The organism is Paenibacillus sp. FSL H8-0282, from assembly GCF_037963825.1.
Classification (GTDB): domain Bacteria; phylum Bacillota; class Bacilli; order Paenibacillales; family Paenibacillaceae; genus Paenibacillus_AQ; species Paenibacillus_AQ odorifer.
The window spans coordinates 5,400,941-5,423,379 of record NZ_CP150146.1 but is presented as its reverse complement, the minus strand read 5'-3'; the positions used below and the strand labels follow the sequence as shown (position 1 = coordinate 5,423,379).

The 22,439-nt window shown below is 44.3% G+C and carries 13 protein-coding genes, 8 tRNA genes and 3 rRNA genes; 19 read left to right on the top strand and 5 right to left on the bottom strand.

Translation table 11 applies throughout. The annotated features are described in order from the left end of the window. Positions 1 to 4: 4 nt before the first annotated feature. The 17 genes from ilvE (at position 5) to NST94_RS23470 (ending at position 14,227) form a co-directional block, all read left to right on the top strand. Positions 5 to 886 (top strand): branched-chain-amino-acid transaminase, encoded by an 882-nt coding sequence (ilvE, locus tag NST94_RS23550; RefSeq protein ID WP_036685189.1) that lies wholly within the window; start codon positions 5 to 7, stop codon positions 884 to 886. A 304-nt stretch (positions 887 to 1,190) separates the two neighbouring features. Further along, positions 1,191 to 2,879: a LysM peptidoglycan-binding domain-containing protein gene (locus NST94_RS23545; RefSeq protein ID WP_339281340.1), complete on the top strand. Its 1,689-nt coding sequence runs from the start codon at positions 1,191 to 1,193 to the stop codon at positions 2,877 to 2,879. A 453-nt stretch (positions 2,880 to 3,332) separates the two neighbouring features. Further along, positions 3,333 to 4,890: ribosomal RNA gene (locus tag NST94_RS23540) — 16S ribosomal RNA — on the top strand. A gap of 261 nt (positions 4,891 to 5,151) precedes the next feature. Then, positions 5,152 to 8,077 (top strand): 23S ribosomal RNA (locus NST94_RS23535). Between the two features lie 146 nt (positions 8,078 to 8,223). Further along, positions 8,224 to 8,340: ribosomal RNA gene (gene rrf / locus NST94_RS23530) — 5S ribosomal RNA — on the top strand. The 16S, 23S and 5S rRNA genes sit together here, the layout of an rRNA operon. 233 nt (positions 8,341 to 8,573) lie before the next feature. Then, positions 8,574 to 8,873, top strand: coding sequence for a hypothetical protein (locus tag NST94_RS23525; protein WP_280753791.1), 300 nt, complete (start codon positions 8,574 to 8,576; stop codon positions 8,871 to 8,873). Positions 8,874 to 8,960: 87 nt separating this feature from the next. Then, positions 8,961 to 9,035 (top strand) — tRNA-Glu (locus NST94_RS23520). 89 nt (positions 9,036 to 9,124) lie between these two features. Beyond that, positions 9,125 to 9,200 (top strand) — tRNA-Val (locus tag NST94_RS23515). Positions 9,201 to 9,289: 89 nt separating this feature from the next. Next, positions 9,290 to 9,366, top strand: a tRNA-Met gene (locus NST94_RS23510). A 25-nt stretch (positions 9,367 to 9,391) separates the two neighbouring features. Next, positions 9,392 to 9,469, top strand: a tRNA-Asp gene (locus NST94_RS23505). Between the two features lie 14 nt (positions 9,470 to 9,483). Further along, positions 9,484 to 9,556, top strand: a tRNA-Lys gene (locus NST94_RS23500). Positions 9,557 to 9,592: 36 nt separating this feature from the next. Then, positions 9,593 to 9,667, top strand: a tRNA-Gly gene (locus NST94_RS23495). A gap of 10 nt (positions 9,668 to 9,677) precedes the next feature. Further along, positions 9,678 to 9,754, top strand: a tRNA-Arg gene (locus NST94_RS23490). 19 nt (positions 9,755 to 9,773) lie between these two features. Further along, positions 9,774 to 9,855 (top strand) — tRNA-Leu (locus tag NST94_RS23485). A 346-nt stretch (positions 9,856 to 10,201) separates the two neighbouring features. Beyond that, the gene (locus NST94_RS23480; RefSeq protein ID WP_339281339.1) at positions 10,202 to 12,187 is read left to right on the top strand and encodes an AraC family transcriptional regulator; all 1,986 of its coding nucleotides are present in this window, start codon (positions 10,202 to 10,204) and stop codon (positions 12,185 to 12,187) included. Further along, entirely contained in the window at positions 12,174 to 13,223 is a 1,050-nt protein-coding gene (locus NST94_RS23475) for an iron ABC transporter permease (protein ID WP_080742574.1), read from the top strand. The genes NST94_RS23480 and NST94_RS23475 overlap by 14 nt, the downstream gene beginning before the upstream one ends. Further along, complete coding sequence (locus NST94_RS23470; protein ID WP_248549472.1) at positions 13,220 to 14,227, top strand: iron ABC transporter permease; 1,008 nt, start codon at positions 13,220 to 13,222, stop codon at positions 14,225 to 14,227. The genes NST94_RS23475 and NST94_RS23470 overlap by 4 nt, the downstream gene beginning before the upstream one ends. A 276-nt stretch (positions 14,228 to 14,503) precedes the next feature. Here NST94_RS23470 and NST94_RS23465 read toward each other — a convergent pair whose 3' ends face one another. Then, on the bottom strand, positions 14,504 to 15,784 hold the full coding sequence (locus NST94_RS23465; protein WP_339281338.1) for a GHKL domain-containing protein: 1,281 nt from the start codon (positions 15,782 to 15,784) through the stop codon (positions 14,504 to 14,506). Then, positions 15,777 to 16,514, bottom strand: a complete 738-nt coding sequence (locus tag NST94_RS23460) for a LytTR family DNA-binding domain-containing protein (protein WP_076193193.1) — start codon at positions 16,512 to 16,514, stop codon at positions 15,777 to 15,779. Before NST94_RS23460 ends, NST94_RS23465 begins: the two co-directional genes overlap by 8 nt. Positions 16,515 to 16,670: 156 nt before the next feature. On the opposite strand from NST94_RS23460, the gene NST94_RS23455 reads away from it, so the two are divergent. Together NST94_RS23455 and NST94_RS23450 are read left to right on the top strand one after the other, a co-directional pair. Beyond that, positions 16,671 to 17,612, top strand: a complete 942-nt coding sequence (locus tag NST94_RS23455; protein WP_339169432.1) for an ABC transporter ATP-binding protein — start codon at positions 16,671 to 16,673, stop codon at positions 17,610 to 17,612. Then, entirely contained in the window at positions 17,609 to 18,391 is a 783-nt protein-coding gene (locus tag NST94_RS23450; protein ID WP_076130409.1) for a hypothetical protein, read from the top strand. The genes NST94_RS23455 and NST94_RS23450 overlap by 4 nt, the downstream gene beginning before the upstream one ends. A gap of 210 nt (positions 18,392 to 18,601) precedes the next feature. Here NST94_RS23450 and NST94_RS23445 read toward each other — a convergent pair whose 3' ends face one another. The 3 genes from NST94_RS23445 to NST94_RS23435 all read right to left on the bottom strand — a co-directional run bounded on the left by NST94_RS23445 (position 18,602) and on the right by NST94_RS23435 (position 22,331). Next, positions 18,602 to 19,522: an aldo/keto reductase gene (locus NST94_RS23445; protein WP_256719037.1), complete on the bottom strand. Its 921-nt coding sequence runs from the start codon at positions 19,520 to 19,522 to the stop codon at positions 18,602 to 18,604. A 162-nt stretch (positions 19,523 to 19,684) separates the two neighbouring features. Further along, positions 19,685 to 20,875, bottom strand: coding sequence for an enoyl-ACP reductase FabV (gene fabV, locus NST94_RS23440; RefSeq protein ID WP_339281337.1), 1,191 nt, complete (start codon positions 20,873 to 20,875; stop codon positions 19,685 to 19,687). 520 nt (positions 20,876 to 21,395) lie between these two features. After that, positions 21,396 to 22,331 carry an aldo/keto reductase gene (locus NST94_RS23435; protein WP_076185518.1) on the bottom strand — a complete coding sequence of 312 codons (936 nt, stop codon included), beginning with the start codon at positions 22,329 to 22,331 and terminating at the stop codon, positions 21,396 to 21,398. Between the last annotated feature and the right edge of the window lie 108 nt (positions 22,332 to 22,439).

The window sequence follows — 22,439 nt, the reverse complement described above, 5'->3', positions numbered from 1 at the left end:
ATTCATGGCTGAGCAATGGATCTATTTGGATGGACAACACGTAACGAAGGAAAATGCAAAGGTATCCGTTTTTGATCACGGTTTTTTGTATGGAGACGGCATTTTTGAAGGTATCCGTATCTATAACGGCAATATTTTTAAATGTAAAGAGCATTTGGACAGACTGTATGATTCGGCAAAATCGATCATGCTGGACATTCCGCTAACGTATGATGAGATGCTGGAGGCTATGGCTGAAACGATTCGTCTTAATGACATGCGGAACGGTTATATTCGACTGATCGTCTCCCGGGGACCAGGGAACTTAGGTCTTGATCCACGCCGTTGTCCAAAAGCTAGTGTAATTATTATCGTTGAGCAACTGGCTATTTACCCAGAACAAGCGTATTTGAACGGACTTCGTGCAGTTTCTGTGTCCCAACGCCGTAATATTCCGGATGCACTCAATCCAAAGATCAAATCGCTTAATTACCTAAACAATATCCTAGTAAAAATCCAATCCAACTTGGCAGAAGCCGACGAAGCCATCATGATGAACGCTCAAGGTTATGTTACTGAGGGATCGGGCGATAACATTTTCATCATCAAAAATGGTGTAGTTTTCACTCCTCCATGTTACTTGGGAGCCCTTGAAGGAATTACCCGTCTGGCGATCATTGAGCTCTGCGAGAAATTAGGTATTAAACTGAAAGAAGAACCGTTCACAATGCATGATGTTTATATAGCGGACGAGGTGTTCTTCACTGGCACAGCTGCTGAGGTTATTGCTGCACGTGAAATTGACGGCCGGATCATTGGTGAAGGACAAGCGGGTCCAATCACTTTGAAGCTGCTCGAAGAGTTCCGTAATGTGGTTGATAAAGATGGCTATAAGGTTTGGGAATAAAGACTAATCATACAACGTAAATAGCATTGAATACGCATCAGAAGTCCTTTTATGCATACATGCAGAAGAAAACGGGAGTCTCCGGTTAATCTTTTCATGGATCATGAAAGGATTTTTTTTATTTCGGGGATGTCATTCGCCCATGGGCTGCATAAGATGTAGTAACGAAGGAGGCGGCTGTACCGCATATAACTTTGTAAGAGAGCAATGTTCCATGAAAAGGGTGTTTGCTTTCGAAGTCAGTTTTGCTGTGTAGCTGTAAAGAAAGCAATACTCCACAAAACTTTTAGGAGGTTAATGCTACGTGAAAATACACATTGTCAAACAAGGCGATAGTTTGTATGCATTATCGCAAAAGTACGGAGTGCCGTTACAAAAAATTATTGAAGCAAACCCGCAGATCAGTAATCCGAATGTGTTAGCGGTTGGAGACAAAGTAAAAATACCTACGGCCCCTGTATCCGTACCGGAGAACAGTGAAGTTTACTACAAGCACACCGTTAAACAAGGAGATACCTTGTGGAAATTATCTAAAGCCTGGGGAATTCCTTTGAAGGATATGGTTGAGGCCAATCCCCAACTAAAGAATCCAAATGTACTTATGTTAGGGGAAGTAGTAAATATTCCAAAAAAAGTATCCAATACCTCACCGACACAGCCTGGGTATACACCGTCTAACGCGTCAGAGAAAACGCAGGTGGGTGGCAAGGAATATACAGGTCCCAAAGAACAGCCTGCTGCTGAGGTAGTGCCTACACCTAAACCGGAAACTAAACCAGAGACCAAACCAGAAATAAAGCCAGAAGCTAAACCAGCACCTAAACCAGTGACAAATATCTCACCTAAATCTAATTCTGCACCACACCCATCGCTAAACATCGCCCCTATTAATACACAAAACATTGCACCCAATCCTGCGCCTAATATGCAAATGGAAGTTGCTCCAGTGCAAGAAATTGAAATGCAGAGTTTATTTGTTCAGATTACGGTTCCAAATCAAGAACCGATTGCTCAACAAGAAGCACCTAAAGCTGAGAAGAAAGCAGACAATGATTGCTCATGGGACAATTCCAACGGATACCCGGGCCTGGGAGGAAATCCTTATCTCTATGATTCATATCAAAATAGCCCTAATATGAACATGAACTGGGCACCAAGTTATGTTCAGCCAATGGCTTATGCACCAGAATGTATTTCACCATGTTATTTTTCGGGCAATATGTATTCTAATATGAGTCCAGAACAATGGAATCCAAATGCCGCGCCAAACATAAGCCCAGAACAATGGAATCCAAATGCCGCGCCAAACATAAGCCCAGAACAATGGAATCCAATTGCCGCACCAAACATAAGCCCAGAGCAATGGAATCCCAATGCTGCCCCTAATATGAGTCCAGGACAGTGGAATCCGATGGAGGCTAATGTTGCTGGCATGAATGTTGGCGGGGATTTCTCCCCGTATGCTGTTCCTCAATATGGAGGACAGACGCCGAACCTTCCTTGGCCAACTTGTGGGTGCGGAGGCGTGCATATTCAACCAGTGCAAACTTATTCATATGACATGCCTGTATATAACACCTATCCTGAATATGGGAATCCAAACGCTTTTTCCGCATATGGAGCAGGAATGCCTAATCAGGGAATGGTACCTACTTCTACGCTTGGAGCATTTGGTGGACCGGATAACTCTAATATTCCATCCAATCCGCAGTATCCAGGGATAGGTAATTATTCGCAGCATAATCGGGTGCCGGAAATTCAAGAACCTGAAGCGTTCGTGCAGGAATCTCCCGAAACGGCTAGAACAGAGACTGATGAGTCAACTTCTAACGCTGCTCTCAAGAATAAGGGGAGTGTAGCAAAGGAAACAGCAACAGGCAAAAAAGCAAAGACTTCAGGTCAACCTAGCAGCAAGAAAAGCAAAGCTGCTACGAAATCTCAAGGTTCAGCAGCGAGTACTAAAAAACGTAGAAATCCTTGGATTTCAAACTAATAAATTTATATATTAAGCCGTTGTTTGACTTACGTGTAGATTCTGTATCCTAAGAATCTACACGTTTTTTTATAGGTAAATAGGGATAAAAGATGTTAAATAAAGTGGGGCAAAAGCACTTATTTATAAAATATAAATTTTTAAGTATTGTTTTTATATAGGGATATATGGTACATTATAAATCCAGTCGCAAAGAGGAACTATAAAGCTTTCGGTTGGTGAGTGTTAATCTGAATTAGATTGCAAAGAACTTTAAAAAAAAGAGTTGCAATAAATCAGAAAGCATGATATATTATAAGAGTTGCTGCTGAGACATTAAACGGCGCCAACGAGAACTTGATCTTTGAAAACTGAACAACGAGTGAGTAGGAAATCACGCAAGTGAAATCCAAAATTAGAGAATTAATTTTCTCGTCAGATGTTTCAAAATGAGCATATCGCTCTTTTCAATACTAATTGGAGAGTTTGATCCTGGCTCAGGACGAACGCTGGCGGCGTGCCTAATACATGCAAGTCGAGCGGAGTTATTTTGAAAGCTTGCTTTCAAAATAACTTAGCGGCGGACGGGTGAGTAACACGTAGGCAACCTGCCCTTCAGACTGGGATAACTACCGGAAACGGTAGCTAATACCGGATAATTTCTTTTTTCTCCTGAGAGAAGAATGAAAGACGGAGCAATCTGTCACTGAGGGATGGGCCTGCGGCGCATTAGCTAGTTGGTGGGGTAACGGCCCACCAAGGCGACGATGCGTAGCCGACCTGAGAGGGTGAACGGCCACACTGGGACTGAGACACGGCCCAGACTCCTACGGGAGGCAGCAGTAGGGAATCTTCCGCAATGGGCGAAAGCCTGACGGAGCAACGCCGCGTGAGTGATGAAGGTTTTCGGATCGTAAAGCTCTGTTGCCAGGGAAGAACGTCCGGTAGAGTAACTGCTACCGGAGTGACGGTACCTGAGAAGAAAGCCCCGGCTAACTACGTGCCAGCAGCCGCGGTAATACGTAGGGGGCAAGCGTTGTCCGGAATTATTGGGCGTAAAGCGCGCGCAGGCGGCTATTTAAGTCTGGTGTTTAAACCTTGGGCTCAACCTGAGGTCGCACTGGAAACTGGGTGGCTTGAGTACAGAAGAGGAAAGTGGAATTCCACGTGTAGCGGTGAAATGCGTAGATATGTGGAGGAACACCAGTGGCGAAGGCGACTTTCTGGGCTGTAACTGACGCTGAGGCGCGAAAGCGTGGGGAGCAAACAGGATTAGATACCCTGGTAGTCCACGCCGTAAACGATGAGTGCTAGGTGTTAGGGGTTTCGATACCCTTGGTGCCGAAGTTAACACAGTAAGCACTCCGCCTGGGGAGTACGGTCGCAAGACTGAAACTCAAAGGAATTGACGGGGACCCGCACAAGCAGTGGAGTATGTGGTTTAATTCGAAGCAACGCGAAGAACCTTACCAGGTCTTGACATCCCTCTGAATCTGCTAGAGATAGCAGCGGCCTTCGGGACAGAGGAGACAGGTGGTGCATGGTTGTCGTCAGCTCGTGTCGTGAGATGTTGGGTTAAGTCCCGCAACGAGCGCAACCCTTAACTTTAGTTGCCAGCAAGTAATGTTGGGCACTCTAGAGTGACTGCCGGTGACAAACCGGAGGAAGGTGGGGATGACGTCAAATCATCATGCCCCTTATGACCTGGGCTACACACGTACTACAATGGCCGGTACAACGGGAAGCGAAGCCGCGAGGTGGAGCCAATCCCATCAAAGCCGGTCTCAGTTCGGATTGCAGGCTGCAACTCGCCTGCATGAAGTCGGAATTGCTAGTAATCGCGGATCAGCATGCCGCGGTGAATACGTTCCCGGGTCTTGTACACACCGCCCGTCACACCACGAGAGTTTACAACACCCGAAGTCGGTGGGGTAACCCGCAAGGGAGCCAGCCGCCGAAGGTGGGGTAGATGATTGGGGTGAAGTCGTAACAAGGTAGCCGTATCGGAAGGTGCGGCTGGATCACCTCCTTTCTATGGAGAATCGTTCTCTGCAATGAGAACATTCAAATCGGAAGCTAAGCTTCCAAACTCAGGTTTAGGCCTGTTACTCACTCGTTGCTCAGTTTTGAGAGTTTAAGCTCTCAAGTAAGACTTGATCCTTGAAAACTGGATACCGAAACGAATTTGCGTTTTAGAACATCTTTTAGCAACTTGTGCAAACAAGTAAATGTTATTAGTGGGATGATTCCAAAGAGAATGTCATCGTATGATATTTTTCTGCGGAAAAATCAAGGTTAAGCTAATAAGAGCACACGGAGGATGCCTAGGCGCCAGGAGCCGACGAAGGACGTGGCGAACAACGAAACTGCCTCGGGGAGCTGTAAGCAAGCTTTGATCCGGGGGTGTCCGAATGGGGAAACCCAGCTGTGGTAATTCGCAGTTACTCATTTCTGAATACATAGGAAATGTAGAGGCAGACCAGGGGAACTGAAACATCTAAGTACCCTGAGGAAGAGAAAACAATAGTGATTCCGTCAGTAGCGGCGAGCGAACGCGGAACAGCCTAAACCTAAGAGCTTGCTCTTAGGGGTTGTGGGACGTCTCACATGGAGTTACAAAGGAATATGGTAGGCGAAGAGGTCTGGAAAGGCCCGCGATAGAGGTAAAAGCCCTGTAGCCTAAACTGTGTTCTCTCCGAGACGGATCCCGAGTAGTGCGGGGCACGTGAAACCCCGTATGAATCCAGCAGGACCATCTGCTAAGGCTAAATACTACCTGGCGACCGATAGTGAAACAGTACCGTGAGGGAAAGGTGAAAAGCACCCCGGAAGGGGAGTGAAATAGAACCTGAAACCGTGTGCTTACAAAAAGTCAGAGCCCTATTAATGGGTGATGGCGTGCCTTTTGTAGAATGAACCGGCGAGTTACGTTTAACATGCAAGGTTAAGCCGAGAAGGTGGAGCCGCAGCGAAAGCGAGTCTGAATAGGGCGAATTAGTATGTGGACGTAGACCCGAAACCGTGTGATCTACCCCTGTCCAGGGTGAAGGTGCGGTAACACGCACTGGAGGCCCGAACCCACGTACGTTGAAAAGTGCGGGGATGAGGTGGGGGTAGCGGAGAAATTCCAATCGAACTCGGAGATAGCTGGTTCTCCCCGAAATAGCTTTAGGGCTAGCCTCGGTATAAGAGTAGTGGAGGTAGAGCACTGATTGGGTGCGGGGTCCGCAAGGATTACCAAGCTCAGTCAAACTCCGAATGCCATATACTTATTGCCGGGAGTCAGACAGTGAGTGCTAAGATCCATTGTCAAAAGGGAAACAGCCCAGACCATCAGCTAAGGTCCCCAAGTGTGTGTTAAGTGGGAAAGGATGTGGAGTTGCACAGACAACCAGGATGTTGGCTTAGAAGCAGCCACCATTGAAAGAGTGCGTAATAGCTCACTGGTCGAGTGACTCTGCGCCGAAAATGTAACGGGGCTAAACACACCACCGAAGCTATGGCTAGATACTATGTATCTGGGGTAGGGGAGCGTTGTGTAGGGGTTGAAGGTGTACTGAAAAGAGCGCTGGACACTACACAAGTGAGAATGCCGGTATGAGTAACGAAAAGATCAGTGAGAATCTGATCCGCCGAAAGCCCAAGGTTTCCTGAGGAAGGCTCGTCCGCTCAGGGTAAGTCGGGACCTAAGGCGAGGCCGAAAGGCGTAGTCGAAGGACAACAGTTTGAAATTACTGTACCACCGTAATCCGCTATGAGCGATGGGGTGACGCAGGAGGGTAGTGACGCGGACTGATGGATGTCCGTCTAAGCAGTGAGGCTGATGTGTAGGCAAATCCGCACATCATTAAGGCTGGGCTGTGATGGGGAGCGAAAATTATAGTAGCGAAGGTCATGATCTCACACTGCCAAGAAAAGCCTCTAGCCAGGAGAAGGTGCCCGTACCGCAAACCGACACAGGTAGGCGAGAAGAGAATTCTAAGGCGCGCGGAAGAACTCTCGTTAAGGAACTCGGCAAAATGACCCCGTAACTTCGGGAGAAGGGGTGCCCCGGTAGTGTGAATAGCACGAGGGGGCCGCAGTGAAAAGGCCCAAGCGACTGTTTAGCAAAAACACAGGTCTGTGCGAAGCCGCAAGGCGAAGTATACGGGCTGACGCCTGCCCGGTGCTGGAAGGTTAAGGGGAGTGGTTAGGGGTAACCCGAAGCTATGAACCGAAGCCCCAGTAAACGGCGGCCGTAACTATAACGGTCCTAAGGTAGCGAAATTCCTTGTCAGGTAAATTCTGACCCGCACGAATGGCGTAACGACTTGGGCGCTGTCTCAACGAGAGATCCGGTGAAATTTTAATACCTGTGAAGATGCAGGTTACCCGCGACAAGACGGAAAGACCCCATGGAGCTTTACTGCAGCTTGATATTGAATTTGGGTACGATCTGTACAGGATAGGTGGGAGCCGTAGAAATCGGAGCGCAAGCTTCGGTGGAGGCGCCGTTGGGATACCACCCTGATCGTATCTAGGTTCTAACCTAGTACCCTTACCGGGTACGGGGACCGTGTCAGGCGGGCAGTTTGACTGGGGCGGTCGCCTCCTAAAGAGTAACGGAGGCGTTCCAAGGTTCCCTCAGAATGGTTGGAAATCATTCGCAGAGTGCAAAGGCATAAGGGAGCTTGACTGCGAGACCTACAAGTCGAGCAGGGACGAAAGTCGGACTTAGTGATCCGGTGGTACCGCATGGAAGGGCCATCGCTCAACGGATAAAAGCTACCCTGGGGATAACAGGCTTATCTCCCCCAAGAGTCCACATCGACGGGGAGGTTTGGCACCTCGATGTCGGCTCATCGCATCCTGGGGCTGAAGTAGGTCCCAAGGGTTGGGCTGTTCGCCCATTAAAGCGGTACGCGAGCTGGGTTCAGAACGTCGTGAGACAGTTCGGTCCCTATCTGTCGTGGGCGCAGGAAATTTGAGAGGAGCTGTCCTTAGTACGAGAGGACCGGGATGGACGTACCGCTGGTGCACCAGTTGTTCCGCCAGGAGCATGGCTGGGTAGCTACGTACGGACGGGATAAGCGCTGAAAGCATCTAAGCGTGAAGCCCCCCTCAAGATGAGATTTCCCAATTAGTAAGACCCCTTGAAGACGACGAGGTAGATAGGTTGGAGGTGGAAGTGCAGTAATGCATGGAGCTGACCAATACTAATCGGTCGAGGGCTTATCCTATACTTAGAATGCAGATTCGTTTCGGATTCAGTTTTCAGGAATCAAGCTCAGATTTATATAGTCCAAGTGACTGTATGATGATGAATTTGTTTTCAGCATTTGGCGATGCTGAGACCTGAATAATGCATTTGTACCGCAAATGCCCGTTTGGTGGCGATAGCGGAGGGGTTCCACGCGTACCCATCCCGAACACGACCGTTAAGCCCTCCAGCGCCGATGGTACTTGGACCGAAGGGTCCTGGGAGAGTAGGACGTTGCCAAGCACGCAAGACCACTGTTGAGTAATCGACAGTGGTCTTTTTGTTGTGCGATATTTAGCAGCTTATTATAAGGATAGGCAATCACTGTGAAGTGGTTTTTGAATGAAAATTAGTTCATGGAGGCAAATGATCATGATTATATGGATAAATGGTGCTTTTGGTTCAGGGAAGACACAAACCGCATATGAAATGTATCGAAGAAAAACATAGCTAGCGAATATGATGGAATAATTATCGTGCCTATGACCCTAATGAATCCGGATTATTGCAGGGAAATCATAGGCAAGTTAATTGATGGAGGTATAGAGCTTTATCATTTTAGTTTGTGTGCCTCCCGAGAGACCTTGCTTAAGAGATTAAGCGTTAGAGGTGAAGGAAAAGACTCTTGGGCTGCTCAGCAGATCGACAGGTGCATCACAGGGCTTGATCACGAGGTGTTTAAGCAGCATCTAGACACGAATGATAGAACTACGGGTGAAATCATTGAGATAATAGCTCAAAAGCTTCATATCAATCTATTACCTAGTGAAGAGTAAAAAGAAAAATAATCAATTTAGGTATTGCTATACTTAATAATACATGATATAATCTTTTTTGTTGTCAAAACAATTTGTTTTTAAAACGGCCCGTTGGTCAAGGGGTTAAGACACCTCCCTTTCACGGAGGTAACATGGGTTCGAATCCCATACGGGTCACCACTTCTTCTTGAAACAGCATCAGACTTCTAGAAAAAATGGTTGCATTACAGATTTGATTATGTTATGATAATTAAGTTGCTTCTTTACATGGAGGCTTAGCTCAGCTGGGAGAGCATCTGCCTTACAAGCAGAGGGTCGGGGGTTCGATCCCCTCAGCCTCCACCATAACACATCCCCAAAAGTGAAGTTAATGCTTCACTAAGGATTCCGGATACTTTCCGAGGAATCCAAGGGAATTAATACTTTTTTACTAACGCGGGGTGGAGCAGCCCGGTAGCTCGTCGGGCTCATAACCCGAAGGTCGCAGGTTCAAATCCTGCCCCCGCAACCAATTTTCATTAAGCAATTATTCTTCTGGAACCGTGGTGTAGTTGGCCTAACATGCCTGCCTGTCACGCAGGAGACCGCGGGTTCGAATCCCGTCGGTTCCGCCATTTTCTTGCTTTATGAGCCATTAGCTCAGTTGGTAGAGCACCTGACTTTTAATCAGGGTGTCGAAGGTTCGAGTCCTTCATGGCTCACTTCTTTAGTGAGTCGGACATCAATACATACCGTGTGCGGACGTGGCTCAGCGGTAGAGCATCGCCTTGCCAAGGCGAGGGTCGCGGGTTCGATTCCCGTCGTCCGCTCCATATAAATTTTGCGCCCTTAGCTCAGCTGGATAGAGCGTTTGACTACGAATCAAAAGGCCGGGAGTTCGAATCTCTCAGGGCGCGCCATATTTTAACTTAATACTTTGCCGGTGTGGCGGAATGGCAGACGCGCTCGACTCAAAATCGAGAGGGAAACCGTGGAGGTTCGAGTCCTCTCACCGGTACCAACTAAATCAACTCAAAGTTCATTAGATACTATATCTGATGAACTTTTTTGTTTGTTTTTTTACAATTCCGTTCATGCCTGTGCCGGAAAACTTTTGATACATCCTTCAAGTATGAATAAGAAATTGGACTTAGTTGTACCCAGAAAGATTAATGTAAGAGGATATGTGAATGAGATAGAGGCATTCCTGAGGAAGCTCCACTTCGAAAGCTATAAGCAATCATGATACTAAACAGCGATTGACAAAATAGAGGAACTACCTAATACTAATTGATAATCATTATCATTTATTGTGAAATATAATTAATTCAAATAGATTGTGGAGCAGATCGGAGTGTATTGCAAAGATGAGGCTGGAAGATCATATTTTCGCATGGAATTATGCCGCTGTTAAAGTACTTGATATTCGACATGCTGTGATGAAGCCTGGGGACAAGCTGCAAGGCTATGTATTACCAGCATGTGGATTTATCTACTGTGTGCGGGGTACGGCCAGCTTGAATCTCAACGGTATAGATTACGACGCAGACCGTCACTTTATTGTGCATGGTGGCAAGGGTATGAGACTAAGTATAGAGACAGGGAGGTTGTTTGAATACTATTTATTATTCTATAGAGCCTCCTTGCCAGGAAGAAAGGATTTAGCAAGACTTTTAGAACGCAGCAATCCATTTCGGATGCAGTATAGCTTCGAGTCTTTGGAGCCTTTACCACTGCACTATCAACTAATGGCAATGGAACAACTTTGGGCACAAGGAAGCCAATTGGAAAGAATTCAAGTTAAAGGCTTGTTCTATCAGTTTATACATGAGTTATTAAAGCAGTTCACAAAGGATGGAATTAACCTCAGGCAACCGGATGTCATTGGGCAGGTTGTCCGTTATATTGAGGAGCATTATCGTCATAATTTATCACTAGAATCTATAGCGGAGCAATTTAATTACAGCCCTCGTCATTTATCAACGCGTTTTAAAGGGGAGACGGGGTTCAGCTTGATTGAATACTTGATACGATTCCGGCTTAAACATGCAGAAGAGCTATTACGATGTACCGATGCTCCACTTCGCGAAATTGCAGAAGAAGTTGGATATAGCGATGTATATTACTTCAGTCGTGTGTTCAGTAAATACAATGGTCAATCTCCCATCCGGTTCCGCAAGGAAAGCAGGCAGGTGAGCTCATCGGACAATCGTCCATTTACCACCGCCAAATTCTCCATTGGCGAGCACATATCCTCCCGATATAATGTTATTGAGTATGATAATCATTATCATTACTATTATCAAAATGAAATAACCGGAGGGTCTTCACCTATGAGATTAACAAAGACGTCAAGTTTTATTGTAGCGATGTTGCTTAGCTTTACCTTGCTATTAAGTGCATGTGGATCTGCAAGTGTTGGTTCTAATGCCACAAATTCTAATGGATCCAAAGCTTCTGAAGTTACATCATCACCAGCAAATAATTCAACTGCAATTGACAATGCCAATAAGGAGGCTCAGACAAGAACTATCTCTACAATAAAGGGAGACATTGTTGTTCCAGCTAATCCAAAGAGGGTTGTCGTGTTATACCTTCAAGGGGATCTTGTGGCCCTCGGCATTAAGCCAGTAGGGACTTCGAGTGTCTTTGAAGGAGCGGCCTTTGCAGAAGAGCTGGGGGGGATTGAAGATCTAGGTTCATGGTATGAGCCTAATCCAGAGGCTATTATGGCAGTAAAGCCGGACTTGATCATAGCTGCTTCTGAAGAAACTTACGAAATCCTTAAGGATATTGCACCGACCGTTCCAATTCCTTATGAAAAAATGGCGACGGATGAACGTGTAATGAAGATTGGCGAGGTATTTGGCAAGGAGCAGGAGGCACAAGCTCTATTAGATAATTTCCACGAGAAGTTGGAGAAGAGCAAGCAGCAGCTTGATGAACTTGGAATTTTGGATAAGACAGTAACCATTATCGAAGGCGGCAAAAAAGAGATGGCGGTGATCGATAGCAAGCTTTATGGAAGGGGCTCTCAGATCATTTATGAATATTTAGGGCTAAAAGCACCAGAGATTCTTCAGAAAAAGATTGATGGCAGAGAGAAGGCTACTGGAGGGTTTGTTTCCTTAGAGGTGTTACCTGAGTATATAGGAGACTTCGTGTTCCGCTCTGTATGGGATGGGGCTGATGATTTGTCGGACAATCCAATTTGGAACAGCATTCCAGCAATCAAAGAAGGTAGATTGATCGAAATTGGGTTTGATTTTTCATATTATTCCGATATCTTCTCTCTTGATAAGCAGCTAGATTTTGTAGTTGAGAAGCTAGTGTCAGCGTATGAAAAAAAATAGAAAGCTAGATGATAGAACAACCGTTATCCCTGATTTAAGAGGGAAATCGTATTTCGGTCTGTTTCTACTCCTAGGGATACTGCTGCTGCTGCTTTCAGTAGCAGCTTCTATCTCATTTGGCTCTGCTTCTATGAGCCTGAAGATGGCATGGACAGCGATTTTTAATTTTGATCCTGAACTGACCGAGCATCAGATTATTCATGCCCTTCGTATTCCGCGTACAGCAGCTGATATTATTGCAGGTATGTGTCTCGCGGTAGCAGGAGCGGTTATGCAGGGCTATACGCGAAATCCCTTAGCAGATTCCGGATTAATGGGAGTAAATGCAGGAGCAGCACTTGCAATGGCCGTTACACTGGTTTTTCTTCCAGGACAACTGCAGACAACAACCTTGCTGGTTAGCTTTATTGGCGCAGGACTTGGAGCAGGATTAACGTATCTTGCCGCTTCATTGAATCGTTCAGGAATGACACCTCAACGACTGGTGCTAGCTGGAATATCAATTACAATGCTATTTGGAGCTGTGGGGTCATTTATCTCATTAAACTATGGAATTGGTCGTGCCCTTGCTTATTGGACTTCGGGTAGTGTGGCTGGAGCAACATGGGTGGAAATTAGGCTAGTTATACCTTGGTTCTTAGGTGGACTGGCTTTGTCACTATTCATTGCACGCTCTATCACTGTTTTAAACTTGGGGGAAGAGATTGCGAAAGGCTTCGGGCAACGGATCGTTCTCGTTAAGATGATAGCTACGCTTGCGGTCCTTTTACTAGCGGGTGTAGCTGTTGCACTTGTAGGGCCAATCGGCTTTGTAGGGTTGATTATTCCGCATATTATGCGTTTTTTTGTAGGTGTAGATTATCGTTATATTATTCCGGCATCAGCCATTTACGGCGGCGCACTTATGGTTGTAGCGGATATCGCAGGAAGGCTGATTAATCGTCCGGCAGAGACAGCACTGGGCATTATTTTTGCAATGATTGGTGTTCCTTTCTTCTTGCTAATTGCGAGCAAAGAGAGGAGAGCCTTCAAATGAATGTTGTTAAATCGCATAAGGCTACAATATGGATTCTATCTCTTTTAATACTGCTTATTGCAGGAGCTATTCTTAGTCTTAATATGGGAAAGGTGTCCCTCAATCCACTTGAAGTATTTCAAGTATTGCTTGGACAAGGTCCAGAGGAGCATAATCTCGTTGTTTATAAGTTTCGTCTTCCTCGGATCGTATTAGCGATACTTGTTGGATTTGGGATGGCACTGGCAGGTGCAGTTATGCAGGCTTTGCTGCGCAATGATCTGGCTGATCCCGGCATGCTTGGTATTAGCTCAGGTTCAGGTCTTATGGTGTTGCTGATTATCTCAACGGTAAGCATTCAAGGCGCCGCTATAACATTATTACTGCCGTCTATGGCATTCTTAGGTGGTCTGCTGGCAGCAGCTCTGATCTATGTTCTAGCCTATAGAAAACGTCGTATGATTTCTTCTACACGACTTATCTTGACTGGTGTTGCGATCAATATGGGGTTTAGTGCGCTGTCGCTATTCCTGACTTTAAAGCTTGATGACCAGAAGTATGAGTTTGCGCAGCGTTGGCAAGCAGGATATTTATGGGGGGACAAGTGGTCTTATATCAGCTTGTTGGCACCTTGGGTATTGCTGCTATTCGTATATATTCTTTCTAATTTCAGGACATTGAACGTCTTGGTGCTAGGCAACGAAATTTCGATAGGATTAGGAGTCGCTGTAAAGAAGAAATTTTTGCGCTTGGCAATTGCGGCTGTAGGCATAGCTTCTGGCTGTGTAGCGCTCGGGGGCTCGATCTTCTTTATTGGATTGATTAGTCCGCATGTGGCTCGCAAGCTGGTAGGTCACGACTACAAAGTGCTTCTACCTACTTCAGCGCTTATTGGTGCACTATTGCTGCTTGTAGCGGATACGATTGCTCGAACGGTCAGCTTTAAGTCAGATATTCCCGCAGGAATTATTGTAACAATGCTGAGTGTGCCTTACTTCCTATATCTATTGATGCGTTCAAAATAAATATCGATAGGTTCGAGCCTCTCACCGTATACTAAAAAGGTCTATAAGATTGCTTAATAAGCGATTTTATAGACCTTTTTCATTTTCAGAGCTTATTAAATTCCAGAAAAGTTTGATAAATATAAAAAAAATCCCCTTTCTCCTATCTTTAATAGAAAGGAAGGACTGTTCCCTATCTCGTTAATTGATCAAGATACCGGTGTGGCAGGAACTATATATCTTACCAGTAAAGATGAAGGAAACACTTGGGTTTATGATGAAGCTTATGATAAGCTTCTAAATCCTTTTTTTACAGGGGACCATAAAAAGAACAATTTCGACTTGAAATAGATTATTGTTATATGAAATATCTACTAAGCCATTACTATCCTCAACGACCTTCTGGATACTTTTTAAGCCTATACCATGACCGGATTTATTAGTTTTTGTGGAGCAGATGTCGCCAAAACGATTCGTATGAATTTCATTCACATAAGGATTCTGAATCCGGATGAACAAGCTTTCATTAAGATAATGCATATGTATGGTTATATAGCACTCTTCATTTCTTTTATCGCAACAAGCTTCAATGGCATTGTCCAGTGCATTTCCTAAAATCACACTGATAACTGTGGTGTCGAGCGTCAGTTGTGCAGGGATGTTCAAGTCTAACTTGAAGGGGATCTGATGCTTTTCAGCGACCTGCTGCTTGTAGTTGATAATGGAATCAATAATCGTATTCCCGCTATTGCTAACGCCTATTGGGTTGTCTATTTGCCCCAGTAAGTTGTCCAACTCATTCAGATTGGCATCTTCACCGGATTGTACCTTTGCGCGTAAACCTATGAGAATATTTTTAATATCATGCTGGAACTTAAAAGATTCTTCCTGTATTTCTTTTGTCAAAAGATATTGATTTACATAGTAAGCATTTTGTTGCTCAAGTAAATAACTTTGGTTCTGCGCAGATTGGATAACTAACATACGGTCACATAAGATAAATATCAATAAATTTATGATGAGTAGTCCTGTGGACAGGATTGGAACAAGGGTAGGGAAGGACTGCATATAAAGGCTGGATGCGAAGCTGTAGATCCCTAGTGTGCTTATAGAAGGGCAAATAAATAATAGAACCCAATACCATTTAGATAACCCGCCATTTCCAAAGGCTTTAGCTACGCGCACGGATACAAAAGCTAATATAAACATCAGCAGCTTGGAAAGAAACTGGTTCAGAATATATCCCTTTGTCGAGTAAAATAGGGGCAGTGATAACTCACTAAGCGTAATAAGCGCAACCAGAAAAAGAGCGGCAACGATCCGCCATTTGATATTTCCATTGTAAAAAAAAGATAAGAGAGCAATCAGGCCAATATTGAGTGTGAGTAGGATTGAGCCTGGCAGTGAGCTATAGTGCAGAAAGACAATACAGAGGAAATATAGAGAGTACAAGATAACAAGATTGGCTTTGGTGGTAAGTCGGCTAACGAAACAATGGCTGTAGAAGTAATGAATGATGATAGGTAAAAGTGGAAGCGTTACTAGATAGAATAACTCCTCCAGAAAGATATTATCCAACAAGACTCCCCCTGAATTTCAGATATTTTTTCTTAAAATCGGCACTGTATTTTGCACTAATGGGTAAGGCTTCACCATTTAGGAGAATTACTCCCTGGTTACTGATTTCTTTAATAAAGTAAAAGTTAACGATGTAGGATTGATGGATTCGGACAAAATCGCTCACAGGAAGCTTCTGCTCTTCCTCGTTTAGTGTACTGTAGTAGTCGAGTTGATCGTTGCAGGAATAAAGAATAATTCTCCGCCGGTTGCTTTCCAGATAGATGATATTTCGATAGGGGATTAGAATTTCTTTTCCTTTTTGCTGTAGTGATAAGAAGTTTTTTTTGCCTTGCTGCAGCTTGCGAATTACTTTTTCAATCGTAGAAATCAGTTTTTGCTTAAATATCTCTGAATCGATAGGTTTCTTGATAAATCCCGAGGGCTGAACATCGAAGAGTTGCAGATGATATTCATCATGACTAGAGACATAGATAAGCTGCACTAGATCATTTTCATCATTTCCCCGCAGTACATACCCAGCTTTTATTCCATCCATATCCGCCATTTCAATGTCCATAAAAATAATATCAAACGCGCAGGCCTCTTGAATGGCCTTAGTGAAGCTTTCTCCGGAATAAAAGATCGACACCTCTATTTTCCTTGTGAAATTCCTTTGAGTCTCCAGAATAAGTCTCTCTATTAATTCAGTAGTGGGAAAGTCATCATCACAGACAGCAATACGTATCACTTTATCATTCCTTTCGACAAGAATTGTCCAAAATATCCGGGAATTTGTCGACCATATAAGTCACATTATACAAATCCTTCTTAATAATTACATTAACTAACTTGATTGTTACAGTTTGAATGTAGAGTTCATGGCAACATGTTAGGATGTGGAAAAGTGAAAAGAGGAGTGTTTGATTTGACTCAAACGATCTTTGAGGCCAAAGGTTTAAGCAAACAATACGGAGAGTCTTTTGCTCTTCAGGATGTCTATATGACGATTGGGGTAGGAGATATTTATGGGTTTGTTGGCGAAAATGGGGCAGGTAAAACTACATTAATGAAAATAATAGGCGGATTGGTACATCCGACACATGGCGAAATCTCTCTTTTTGAAAAAAAGGACACAAAAGCTGTTCACGAGGCGAGGCGAAAGGTTGGATTTCTAATTGAAAGGCCAGCGCTTTATCCTAATCTAAATGCGAAGCAAAATCTTACGTTTTATTGCCGTGCGTTTGGGATTAAGGATAAGAGCAGAATTGCGGAAGTATTGCAGGCAGTTTCTCTGGCAGATGCCGGTTCTAAGCTAACCTCAGAATACTCCCTTGGGATGAAACAACGTTTAGGTCTGGCTATTGCTCTACTTAACGATCCCAAATTTCTGGTATTGGACGAGCCTATTAATGGTCTTGATCCGTCAGGCATTGTTGAAGTGCGAAAGATCCTGGAGAAGCTATCCAAAGAACAAGGAGTGACTATATTAATCTCCAGTCATATTTTAAGTGAGTTGCAGCTACTTGCGACCCAATACGGTTTTATTCATAAAGGAAGGTTAATCAAAGAAGCTTCTGCGGAGGAACTCTTACATACGGCGGAAACAAAAATCTGTATTCGAACGGCTGATCCCGCAGCGACACTTCAGATTTTGAAAAGTGAACTCCAACTAGAAACCATTACGATCAGCGAAGCTGGAGAAATTCAAATTCCTAAAGAGAGTACAAATCTGGAAGAGCTGATGTCTTTTTTTCTAAAGCGGGGCATCCATATTGAAGGGATTAACCTGTCGGCTCCAAATCTTGAGAACTATTATATGGATCTAATTGCTGGAGGTAACGAATGAGGAATTTTCTTAAGGCTGAAGCTTATTATGTAACCAAGGATCCCATGTTCAAGGGGATAAGTCTTCTTTTGCTGTTTGGAAGTGCCTTATTACTGGTTTGGATGGGGGTACAAGTAGGATTTGATATAGATGGTCCTTTAGAGCCTTTAATCACTAGCATTCAGTTATCTTTTTTTCTGTATTTTATCATCCCGATTTACGTTTGTTTTTTTGCTACCGAGGGATTTGAGTATGGGTCGGTTCAAACCATTATCGCTTCGGGTCAGAGCAGGTCATTATATTTACTGGGAAAATATCTGACCGAATTAAAAGTTGTATTATGGTGGGTAATTCAATTTTTTGGTCTTTTTTATGTATTGTATATGCTGGCAGCGCTTGTTACGGGTTCCCATATCGGAAATGAAAGCTTAGAGGGGAAGTTTATCGTTGCTATGGGGGCTATTGGATTCAATATTTTGTATCTCGCAGCTTATTCCGCTGTCGTGCTGTTGTTAGGAGTATTGATGAAAAAATCGGCTACCGCTGTTATTGCCACGTTTGTTTTTGTATTTGGCGATTTTCTGCTCAGTGGTTATCTGAAAGACTCTTCGTATGTATATCTGAGAGTGATTTCTGAAAATACGCTAACGACGCAAATTTTTAAATTCTCTGCTGTAAATTCACATGAAATATATACCCTAAACGAGGGTGTTCGTATGATCCTAATCCCTGTTGTAATCATAGGAGTTTGCTTGAGCGTTGCTTTAATTTCTTTTGAAAAGAGAGATGTGCATCTATAGAGAGGAAGGATGGATTATGAAAAAGGATAACAAAAGAATCACTATGATCTTAAGTATTTCGGTAGTAGTTATAATTTTTTGTGTTCTTTTTGTGAGTATACGAATATCTTGACGCTGTCTATCTAGTTTTACTAGAACGTGAGGATTGAATCGCTCTCTGGTAAAAAAGCCACGGCGTACGTTAATAACGTACCTCGTGGCTTTAGGTGTTTATGGAAGGACATTGCCGGCAGCACGGTAGATTTCATACCATTCTTGCCGAGTGAGAGTAATATTGGAAGCTTTGGCAATATCACGCAAGCGCTGCGTATTAGTTGTGCCAACGACAGGCTGCATATTTGCCGGATGTCTGAGAATCCATGCGATGGCAATCGCTGTATTGGTTACGTCTTTTTCAGCTGCTAAGCGGTTAATGACCTCGTTCAATTCAGGGAACTTATCGTTATCTAAGAATACGCCTTCAAAGAAGCCATATTGGAAAGGCGACCAAGGCTGAATGGTCATGTCATGCAGGCGACTGTACTCCAAAATCCCGCCATCATGAACAACTGAACCGGAGTTAGTCATATTCACATTGAAACCTGTATCAATCATGCCAGTGACCATAATGCTCAATTGCAGCTGGTTGAACAGCAGCGGTTGCTTTACATTTTTCTTAAGCAGCTCGATTTGCAACGGGTTCTGATTGCTGACACCAAAGTGTTTGACCATACCTTTGCTTTCCAGAATATCAAAAGCCTCAGCGACTTCTTCTGGCTCGAATAGCGTATCAGGACGGTGAAGCAGTAGGACGTCGATATAGTCTGTTTTCAAGCGCTTAAGGCTGCCTTCCACGGATTGCAGGATATGTTCCTTGGAGAAATCAAAAAAACCGTTGCGGATTCCGCATTTGGTTTGGATCATCATTTTATCACGCATACCCGGATTGTTCTCCAGTACACCTGCGAATACTTCCTCGGCTTTGCCAGCTGCGTAGATGTCGGCGTGGTCAAAAAAGTCTATTCCGAGCTCGAGGGCACTATGTACATGTGTATCTGCTTCTTTTGCAGATAAATCAGCAATCCGCATACAGCCAAGCGAAATTTGTGACACCTCAAGTGCGCCGTTTGCTACACTAATTTTTTTAACCAAAAGTGACTCACTCCTTCGAATGTTAGTAGAACATGCAGTATTCAATCAAACCATATCATAAAGAGGGGAGGTAAGCCAATGTCTATCTAAAAGAGAAAGAGGTTATCTCATCAGTAGAATTCACTACTTCAGAGATAACCTCATTTGTCTATAAATCAGTTATTAATACATATTTGGAATGTCGACATTAGGATCAATATCAGCTTCGTAGTCTACACCCTCTGTTCTAAAACCAAACAGGTTAAAGAAATCTTGGCGGTAGCCTTCAAGATCAGCAAGCTCACCTGCATTGTCGGTTGTCAGCTCGTCCCAACGTTTCATAACCTCAGTCTGAACATCCTCACGCATTTCCCAGTCATCAATTCGGATCAAGCAGCCTCCGTCAGCAGTAGCTTCGTCCCCACTGTAAAGATGCTCAGAGAATAAACGGTACATTTGTTCAATACAGTTCTCGTGCAGCCCTTTTTCCTTCATTACTTCATACAATGCAGAGATATAAAGAGGGACTACAGGAATCGCGGAGCTGGATTGGGTTACCAGAGCTTTGTTCACGGAAACAAAAGCACGTCCACCTTGAGTGGACAGGCGATCATTCAGTTGGATCGCTGTTTGTTCCAGATCATGTTTGGCTTGACCAATCGTTCCGTCGCGATAGATAGGGTGAGTGATTTCAGGCCCGATATAGGAGTAAGCAACGGTTGTAGCTCCATCGGCAAGCACGCCAGCTGCTTGAAGCTGATCGATCCACATTCTCCAGTCTTCGCCGCCCATAACTGCGATGGTCTGACGTACTTCCTCTTCTGAAGCAGGCTCAATAGTGGTCATGGAAACTTCACCTGTGTGGAAGTTCAAGGTTTTGTTCGAATAAGCGGTTCCCACCGGTTTAATGACGGAGGAGAAGGTTTCTCCTGTTACCGGATGAGTGCGGCGTGGTGAAGCGACACTATAGACAACTAAATCAACTGTGCCATATTCAGCTTTAATCAATTCAATGGTCTTCTCTTTGATAGCATCGGAGAAGGCATCGCCAACTATGCTGTGAGATTTAAGTCCAAGCTGCGCTGCTTGTTGTTCAAAAGCTGCGGAGTTGTACCAGCCAGCAGAAGCTGTACGTTGACCTTCAGCAGCTTTATCAAAGAAAACACCAATAGTGTTGGCGCCAGCACCGAAAGCGGCTGAAATTCTGGAAGCTAGTCCGTATCCGGTAGAAGCGCCAATGACTAGTACATTAGCAGGTCCCTCAATATTCTTTTGTGCTTTTACATATTCAATTTGTTGTTGTATTTGTTTGGCGCATCCCTCTGGATGGGCTGTTGTACATATAAATCCGCGAGTTTTAGGTTGAATAATCATCAAGGAATTCCCCTTTTTATAAAAATTAAAGTCCAATGTTACTTCAGAGAAAGTATAGCAAACAATATTTACTAATACAAAGAATTTAGGATATTGGAGAAGAATGACTGCTCTCCACTACGATCGACTGCCATCCGCTGCCGCTTACGGACCCAGATGACGTTATATGCAAATTTATCGCCTTTTCAGCAGGGTTTCGGACCCCAGAGACGTTATTGCTTAGAAAAAGGTTCATATTAGGTGTATTTTGTGCCAATAGAGGCTATGAGGTCCGTTGGAATTCCAAATGTGCAATAATGCTGCGTTACGGGTCAACTGTGTCCGATGGGGGCATTGTGCGGGGAGCTGTGATAGGTCGACCGAACGTACGAAGGAAATAAAACGAACGAATGACGAATCTTACGAATCGTGGCAATCGAACTATCTAACCCGAATCATCCGATGAACCCAAGCACAAAAGGGACTGCCCCAGCAGCCATTTCGTGGCCATGGGACAACCCCTTAATCTAATGAGGCTAGATTACGCCTTAAATATGGAATCTATAGTTTTGATCTCTTCTGGTGTCAGCTGCACCTTCAGCGTCTCTAAGTTGGAAACGATCTGCTCAGGACGTTTGGCGCCCGGAATAAGCGCATCTATGGAAGGTACGGTCAAATACCAGGCAAGTACGACATGTGCGACTTCGACACCTTTGGCATTGGCAATCTGACGAACCTTGTCCACCTTCTCCAGATTCTTGGCAAAGGTCTCCCCTTGAAATAGCGGGTCATTTTTTCTAATGTCGCTGAATGTATCGCCTTGCTTATATTTGCCGCCCAGCAGACCCGACGCAAGTGGGAAATAGGGCACGAAAGAAATGCCATGCTCCTGCGTATAAGGCAGCAAATCTTGTTCCGCATCACGATGCAGCAGATTGTAGTGGGATTGAAGAACATCCACATGACCGTCTTTGTTGGCTTCTTTCAGCTGATCAATGGAGAAGTTAGACACCCCGATGGCTCTAATCTTCCCTTCATCCTTCAGCTTCTTAAGTTCACCTACAGCTTCGTCCTTAGGTGTGCTTTCATCAGGGAAATGAATATAGTAAAGATCAATATAATCGGTCTGGAGGCGTTTCAAGCTGTCTTCTACAGACTGTCTTAGAAAGGCTGGAGAGTTGTCGAGTGTAATCTTGTCACCGGTAATCACGTGAGCGCCTTTAGTAGCAATGACCACATTGTCGCGGCCGCCTCTTTCCTTCAGCACTTCGCCAATCAGTTCCTCGGATCTTCCTGGTCCATAAATAAAGGCGGAATCAATAAAATTAATCCCATGATCCAGAGCGCTGCGCACAATATTTCTGCCGGTTTCATCATTTAAACCCGGAAATAAATTATGCCCGCCAACAGCATTGGCACCCAGACCCAGCGGGAGAACCTGCAGATTGGTTTTTCCTAAAGTTATTTTATTAGCCATAATCAATAGTCAGCTCCTTAAAATATAATACGTACTATATTAAGTATAGAGAATAACTCGGGTCAGGACAAATTTTGCCTTCCAGCTTTATACATGAATATTTAAACC